This is a genomic window from Frankia sp. CcWB3, assembly GCF_977927595.1.
On sequence record NZ_CDWRCK010000062.1, the window covers coordinates 1 to 6,649 of the forward strand.

At 68.9% G+C, this 6,649-nt stretch carries 5 protein-coding genes and 1 pseudogene; 1 reads left to right on the plus strand and 5 read right to left on the minus strand.

Features of this window, described 5'->3' with window-relative positions:
• Positions 1 to 333: 333 nt before the first annotated feature.
• The 3 genes and pseudogenes from ACY5KJ_RS07270 to mscL form a co-directional block, all read right to left on the minus strand.
• A complete protein-coding gene (locus ACY5KJ_RS07270) occupies positions 334 to 582 on the minus strand; it encodes a hypothetical protein (RefSeq protein ID WP_462203041.1) in 249 nt (82 codons plus the stop codon).
• A 62-nt stretch (positions 583 to 644) separates the two neighbouring features.
• On the minus strand, positions 645 to 1,697 hold the full coding sequence (locus ACY5KJ_RS07275; protein WP_462203042.1) for a S1C family serine protease: 1,053 nt from the start codon (positions 1,695 to 1,697) through the stop codon (positions 645 to 647).
• Positions 1,698 to 2,507: 810 nt separating this feature from the next.
• Positions 2,508 to 2,904 (minus strand): annotated as a pseudogene (mscL, locus tag ACY5KJ_RS07280) (large conductance mechanosensitive channel protein MscL).
• A 934-nt stretch (positions 2,905 to 3,838) separates the two neighbouring features.
• Between mscL and ACY5KJ_RS07285 the strand changes: the two are divergent.
• Positions 3,839 to 4,657, plus strand: coding sequence for a hypothetical protein (locus ACY5KJ_RS07285; protein ID WP_462203043.1), 819 nt, complete (start codon positions 3,839 to 3,841; stop codon positions 4,655 to 4,657).
• Positions 4,658 to 4,706: 49 nt separating this feature from the next.
• On the opposite strand, the gene ACY5KJ_RS07290 is transcribed toward ACY5KJ_RS07285, so the two are convergent.
• Positions 4,707 to 5,885, minus strand: a complete 1,179-nt coding sequence (locus ACY5KJ_RS07290) for a CE1 family esterase (RefSeq protein ID WP_462187419.1) — start codon at positions 5,883 to 5,885, stop codon at positions 4,707 to 4,709.
• 27 nt (positions 5,886 to 5,912) lie between these two features.
• On the minus strand, positions 5,913 to 6,248 hold the full coding sequence (locus ACY5KJ_RS07295) for a hypothetical protein (protein ID WP_462203044.1): 336 nt from the start codon (positions 6,246 to 6,248) through the stop codon (positions 5,913 to 5,915).
• Between the last annotated feature and the right edge of the window lie 401 nt (positions 6,249 to 6,649).

A 6,649-nucleotide genomic window follows, 5' to 3' on the forward strand; every position in this document is an offset into this window, starting at 1 on the left:
TTAACTTCGAAGACCCGGGATCGCCCAGAATCAGCAGGCACATCGAGAAGACATCATCGGCGTACAGATCGTAGAGATCGTCGAACGCCTGCCGGTCACCACGTCGGACACGGGCCACCAGGTCCGCGTCGTCGTCCATACTCAGCTTCTCCCCGGGGACTAGCGGCGGCCCCGGAACGGGCCGGCATCGCCCCATCGGTAGCCCGGTGAGGCAGTCCCAATGCTAGAAGTTCGTCCCCCGCAGCGGGTAAACGTCGTGAAGATTTTGTTGTCGCCGATTCGACAGTCGATAACGCTTGACTACTGACGTCGTCGCACTTTGATCCCCATCGACTACGGCTGGTTACTTTGCCTGGTAGGTCTCACGGCAGGGTGGCCATGTCCCGTCGGAGACGGGACCAATCCACCCTGGACGAACCTGCCTTCAATGAGTATAAGCCGAAATCTGTCACCAATTCGGCAGAACTGGCGTTCGGAACCGGACCGGCCATTCGCGGCCTTCCGCTGGAAGGCGCCACGCTTCTTGCGGGTCGGGACATAGGGGACGTAATGAAGTAACAAATACGTGATCGAGAGCATCATCGCAGGTCACAGGCCTATGGAGGGTTCGAAACGCGCAAGTTATTTCATTTCGACTCCATAGCTCAGGATGCCGGTGGTTGTTGGGCGAGCCGGGCCTTGACGGTGCCGCTCTGTCCATCACGGGTATAGGTCACTTCCACCTCGTCGCCGATGGCGTGGGACCGGACCGCCGCGATGAGGGAGTCGACGTCGTTGACAGCACGGTTGCCGACCTTCGTGATGACGTCGTCGGCGCGAAGGCCGGCCTTTTCGGCGGGTCCACCCGGAACCATGGAGCGGATCTTTGCACCGTTGCCGCTGGAGGCGGTGGAGCGGGTGTTCTCCTCCGAGGTGGAGGCGCTGACGCCCAGGTACGGGTGTCGGGCGCTGCCCGTAGAGATCAACTCGGTGGCCACCGACCCGGCATAGTTGCCCGGAATAGCGAAACCGACGCCGATGTTGCCGGACTGCTGGCCGCCACCGAAGGGACTTCCACCACCCACGGTCGCGATCGCGCTGTTCACGCCGATGATCTCGCCGCGACTGTTGACCAGCGGACCACCGGAGTTACCGGGGTTGATTGATGCGTCGGTCTGGATTGCGTCGAGCACGGTGTTCTGCTGATCCCGCACGGTTGAATCCCCGGTGCGCACCGGGCGATGCACGGCACTGACAATGCCGGACGTGACCGTGCCGTTCAGCCCGAGCGGGCTGCCGACCGCTACCACCAGTTCCCCGATGCTCAGCGGGTCGGAATTGCCGAACGTGGCCGCCGTGAGACCGGTGGCATTGATTTTGATCACCGCGAGGTCCGAGCTCGGATCCGTGCCTACGACCTGCGCATCGAAAGTACGACCGTCCTGCAGGGTGACCGTCAGCGAGCCGCCATTCGCGGCACCCGAGACCACATGGTTGTTCGTCAGGATATGCCCGTCCGAACGGATGATGGTGCCGGAGCCGGTGCCCGACTCGCTGCTCGATTCCTCGGAGATTGTCACGACACTCGGCAGGATCTTCTGCGCCGCGGCCGACACAGTGTTCGCGGCTGCGGGCGACGTTCCACCGGAACTGTCCACGGTGTTGTGCAGACCGGCGGATGTGACGATGGTCTGCCCCCCGTTGTTGTCGGCGACCATCGCTCCGACACCGCCACCCACACCAGCCGAGACCAGGGCGATGGCGAGTCCAGCGGCGACGAGCCGCCGTCGGCGCCAAGGGGGCGAGGCGGCCATGGTTGTCTCGTTGCCGTAGAGGTCCTGGGTGGGTGGCGAGCCGGCGCCGCTCGGAGAACTCCATGGCGGTCCCCAGGAATACCCTCCGGTCGGGGGGCCCGCGGGAGGTCCCGCGGGGCCGGCCGCGCCGTTCACGGCTCTCGGGGCAGCGGGACCACCGGGTGGCGGACCTGAAGGCGGTCCCCACGGGCCGCCGGGCGACGCCGTCGGAGGCGGGCTTCCCGCGGAGAGCGCGGCCTGCGGCTGGCTGGCCTGGGACGGCCCGGCCGGGTACGGAGAATCCGGATACGGACGAGGATCCCCATGCGGGGGATGGGGATTCGGATACTGAGGATGCTGGCCGGAGGATGGCCCCAGCGTCGGCGGTTGGCTGTACGGCGAGCCGGGCGGACGGGAAGGCGGGCCCGCCGGGAGGCCGGGTTCGGAGCTGGCGGGACCAGCCGGGTGAGCTTGGCCGGCTCGTGTCCCGGCCGCGCCGCCGATGGGCGGAGCCCAAGGGGAGGGGGGGGAGTCATGCCCGGCGCCGGACCCCTCCCTGCCGCCGCCCCTGGGGGCGTCCTCGGCGCTACTGCTGAAGGGGAGACGCGGTGTCATGGTAGGCACTTTCCCTTGAAAGCCTGAGCGATTCCTGAATGCCGACCAACGTTCGGGTAAGCGATCCGGTGTGGAGCCGCGCGGTGTGGAGCCGCGCTGGGTCGGCCCGGGTCGGCTGGGTCAGCCGGTGGGACGGTGTTCCGCCAGTAGATCACGGATTTCCGTGAGCAGGCGTGCCTCGTCGGTGAGTACTGGGTCCTCCTCCGGCGGGACCTGCCCCCGCGTCCGCCGCTCGTTGATGGTGTTCAGGGTGGAGTACTACTACGAAGTAGATCACTGTAACGACTGAGAGGAATGCGATGACACTGTTGATGAACTCGCCGTACCGAAACATGCTGCCGTTGATGGTGAAGGTGAGGGCCGAGAAGTCGGGTTTGCCGAAGATCGCGGCGATCAGCGGGGTGAAGATGGTCTTCACCAGCGACGTCACCACTGCGGTGAAGGCGGTACCGACCACGACCGCGACCGCCAGGTCGACGACGTTCCCTCGCATCAGGAACTGCCTGAAGCCCTTCATGCGGCGTCCCCCCTGAAATATGTGCCTGATGACATGGGAGGATATCGGTGCAGATCAGTGGGTGACCGGCGAGGTACCTGGCCGATCCCTCTACGCCTTCGGGGGGCTACTGTCAACTAAGCTCGCGCAACGTCGACGCAACGCCGTGGTACAGCGGTGGGACGGGCGGACGCAAGCGGAGCTCGGGATCGGAGGTCGTCTGGTGACGGACGGTGTGCGACGGACCGAGTGGGACGACGACCGGCAGTCTCCCTACTATCAGGGGGGCGGTAGCGGTCCCTCGATGGAGCCGTATCAGCCAGCGGGGCCGGATCCGCGCCCGCAGCATAGCGGCTACGGCCCTCCGACCGGGTCATATGACGCCGCTGGACCGGTGACCGGGCCCTACCACCCGGTACCGGCGAGCCACGGCAATCCCGGCCACGGCAATCCATATCAGGGCAGTTCGATACAGCCCGAGGATACCGATTCGCCGTCCACCGGCACCTCGATGCGCCGGGCGCTCGTCCCGCCCGCTCGGACCGCTCGGACCGAGGGCCGGCGGTCCCGAGTCGTTCCTGGTTCCGCTCCCGCACCTGGTTCCGCTCCCGCTCCCGCACCCGGGCGTCAACCACCCGAATGGGCTTCCGATGGAAGGTCGGATCCACGAGGTGGACCGGATCGGCAGAATGAGGGCGGTCTGCCGCGGGCCAAGACGGCGATGCCGACACGTCGGGCCGACGGTGCCCCTACAGGCGGTCCGTCGACCGGCGGCGCCGGAATGAGGGACGGTGGAACAGGCCTGCGGACGCCCTACGGCAGGGATGCCGGCGACGACCTCGGACTCGACCGGCGCCGTGCCGATCGCACCGATCCCGGTCGGCCTGATCGGTCCGGTCGACCCGACCGACCCGAGGCTTACCCGCCGGGCGGGGGGCGGAGCCGGCCGAGTCCGGTGCGGTTCGGCGCCGACCAGCGGGTCGCGGCGCGTCGCTCAGGGAGCCTGACCTCCGCCGCGGGCACAGTCGATTTCCCCGACGAGGACGACGCTCGCGATTCCCGGCAGGGAAATCGTGATTCCGACACCATGCCCTTCCTGCATCGGGTCGGGGTGGCCCTGGTGGTGCTGGCCGTGGCACTTGGGGTGGGCGTCGGGGCCGGTGCCGTCTGGGAGAAGGTCCGGCCCAGCGGCCGGACCGCCACCAATGCCGCCCCGGCGCCGACGGCAGTATCGTCCGGCGGTCCCGCAGCGGCCGCGCCTAGCCCGAGCACGGGGGCAGCCGGCGGTCAGGCAGCTGGCGGTCAGGCGGCCGCGGGCCAGATCGCGGTGCCGGCGGACTGGACCTCGTTCACCGACACTGTGCAGAAGGCCACCTTCTCCCACCCGCCGGTGTGGAAGCAGCGGCGCGACAACACCGGCCTCTTCTATGGCGAGCCCGGCACCGTCTCGGAGTACGGACCGCAGATGATCGGGGTGGCCCGGGTCGCGGTGCAGGATCCGGTGGCAGCGCTCACGCAGGTCCAGTCCGCCGAGTTCAACACGGTCCCCGGTCTGACCAGGGACCGTTCCGGCCCGGCGACGGATACCAGCGGTCAGCCCACCCAGGAACTCGTCGGCTCGTACGACCGGGAGGGGCAGCGGGTCTCCTACCTCATGCGCACGGTGTCGGTGTCCGGTGCGGTGTACGTGCTCATCGCGCGAGTGTCGACCGACGTCCTGGCGTCGCTCAATACGCTGATGGGCGCGCTGCGGTCCTCGTTCGCGCCGGCCTGATCCGTGTTCGCGCCGGCCTGATCCGTCCCTGCCGGCTGGCCGTCGCGGGTCACATCCGCGGGCCGGGCCGCGCGGAACGGGCCGGAGCCAGCAGATTCCAGATCACCCTGCCCGTGGCGAAGGCGGCCGGTCCGGAGACGGCCGGCCAGCCGTGGGCCAGGGCGGGCAGCAGGAACTGCACGACCCGGGCCGAGGAGGCACAGGGGGTCTCCTTGCGCAGGGCGACGGCCGGTGACGTCACCGTGGTCGAATTCGCGGGCACACCCGGGACGGCGCTCGGCATCAGGACCCACGGGGCGGCGTTCACCAGCGCGCTTGCAGGGTGCGCCGGCCCGCTTGCCGGGGGCACCGGGGGCACGGCGACGGGCGCGGCCACGTCCGCGTCCGTTCCAACGCTCAGCGCGGACTGTGATGCCACCGGGGCGTGCCATGGCATGCCGGTCGAATCCGTGAGGACAGTGTCCGTAGGCCGGCTCGGGACGGGGCAGCGATCCACCGACCGGAACGGGATCATGCTCTCCTCGACCGGCGTGATCGCGGTCCGCAGCACCGGCGACCAGAGGGTCCCCTGGTAGGGCACATGGCCGTCCGCCCCGCCGTGGACGACCACGACGGTCAGCGGGGCGCCCGGACGGCAGTCCGACACCTGACGGCTGGCCGCCACGACGGCGATGCCCGCGAGTTCGTCCCCGTGTTCGCAGGCGTACCGGTAGGCCAGCATGCCGCCGTTGGACAGACCGATCAGGCTGACCCTGTTCCGGTCGATCGGGTAGTGCTCGCTGAGATGCGCGATCAACGCGCGTAGCCAGCCGACGTCATCGGTATGGTTGATCACGGCGGTGTCGCAGCAGGTTCCAGCGTTCCATGCCCTGTTGAGGCCGTCCGGGTACACGACGGCGAGGCCGGCGGCACGGGCGAGGTTGTCCAGGTCCCAGTGCTGCTTGGGGTCCGCGCCGTCGTAGTGCAGGCTGTGCAGCGCCACGAGCAGGGGATAGGGCTTCGGAGCGTCGGACGGGGGCAGGGTCATCCGGATGCGGGCGCCCCGTCCGGAGCGTTCGAATGCATCGGGACCCGTGGTGGGCGCCGGGGTGGCGGCCAGGACTACATGACCACGTCGGGGACCCTCCAGCACGCCGCAGCCGGACGTCGTCAGCAGAAGGGGAACCAGGAGGGTGAGGAGCCAGACCGCGGCGACGCGGCGGCGACGGACGGCCGGCACGAGGGCCATTCTGACGCGCGTCCAGCGCCCCGGGCGTCACCGGTGTCGATGATTGCTCTTCGTGTTCGAACTACTACGAGCGAGATCGCCCTCGGGGGTGCGGACCACATTGAGTCTGGGACGATCCGCGTCGGAAGGCACCCAGCGGCCCGATGATCGTGTCTCCGTGTTCTCCGCGGCCGTGCGGTAACGGTCGAACGCCTCCTGGGCACGGCTTTCCAGATCGCCCACGAGAGCGAGTGACTCGCGTACCCGCCGCTCCCCGGCGGGACCGGCGGCGAGCAGGTCCGACAGACAGTTGTCCACGGCACGCCGCGCCGCCAGCCAGCCGAGGAGCAGTCGGGATCGCTCCATATCCGAGAGCTCGTCCACCGAGATGTCCCTCCGCTCGCCACTCGTGACGTTGATGAGGTTTCCGCCGTGAGGATCGGCCACCTGCGGACCGATCTGGCAGGGTCCCCTGGCTGGGTCAGGTGTCCGGGTCAGGGCGATATGCGTGGTCGAGGTCAGCGACCGACTTTTACCATCCGTCCTCTCCCAGAGTGCCCCACCTGAGGCCCGAACGCGCCGCAGTTCGCCGAACGCACACCCACCGGCCGACGGCGACCGGGATGTGGGGGACGGACCACGCGTTACGTGGGTCCCCCCGGAAGCGGTCGGCCGGCGGGCGGCGGGGGCTCGTCCACCGCAGACGGTGGAGGCCGTTCGGAGGAGCCGGTTTTGGACAGTGGCCCCTCGCCCGGTGGCGGGATCGGGGGTCGGGGCGAGGCGAC

What these genes read in the sequence shown, in the direction of transcription:
- ACY5KJ_RS07270 (WP_462203041.1), bottom strand. Translation starts at nt 582, where the DNA reads ATGATGCTCTCGATCACGTATTTGTTACTTCATTACGTCCCCTATGTC.
- ACY5KJ_RS07275 (WP_462203042.1), bottom strand. Translation starts at nt 1,697, where the DNA reads ATGGTCGCCGACAACAACGGGGGGCAGACCATCGTCACATCCGCCGGT.
- ACY5KJ_RS07290 (WP_462187419.1), bottom strand. Translation starts at nt 5,885, where the DNA reads ATGGCCCTCGTGCCGGCCGTCCGTCGCCGCCGCGTCGCCGCGGTCTGG.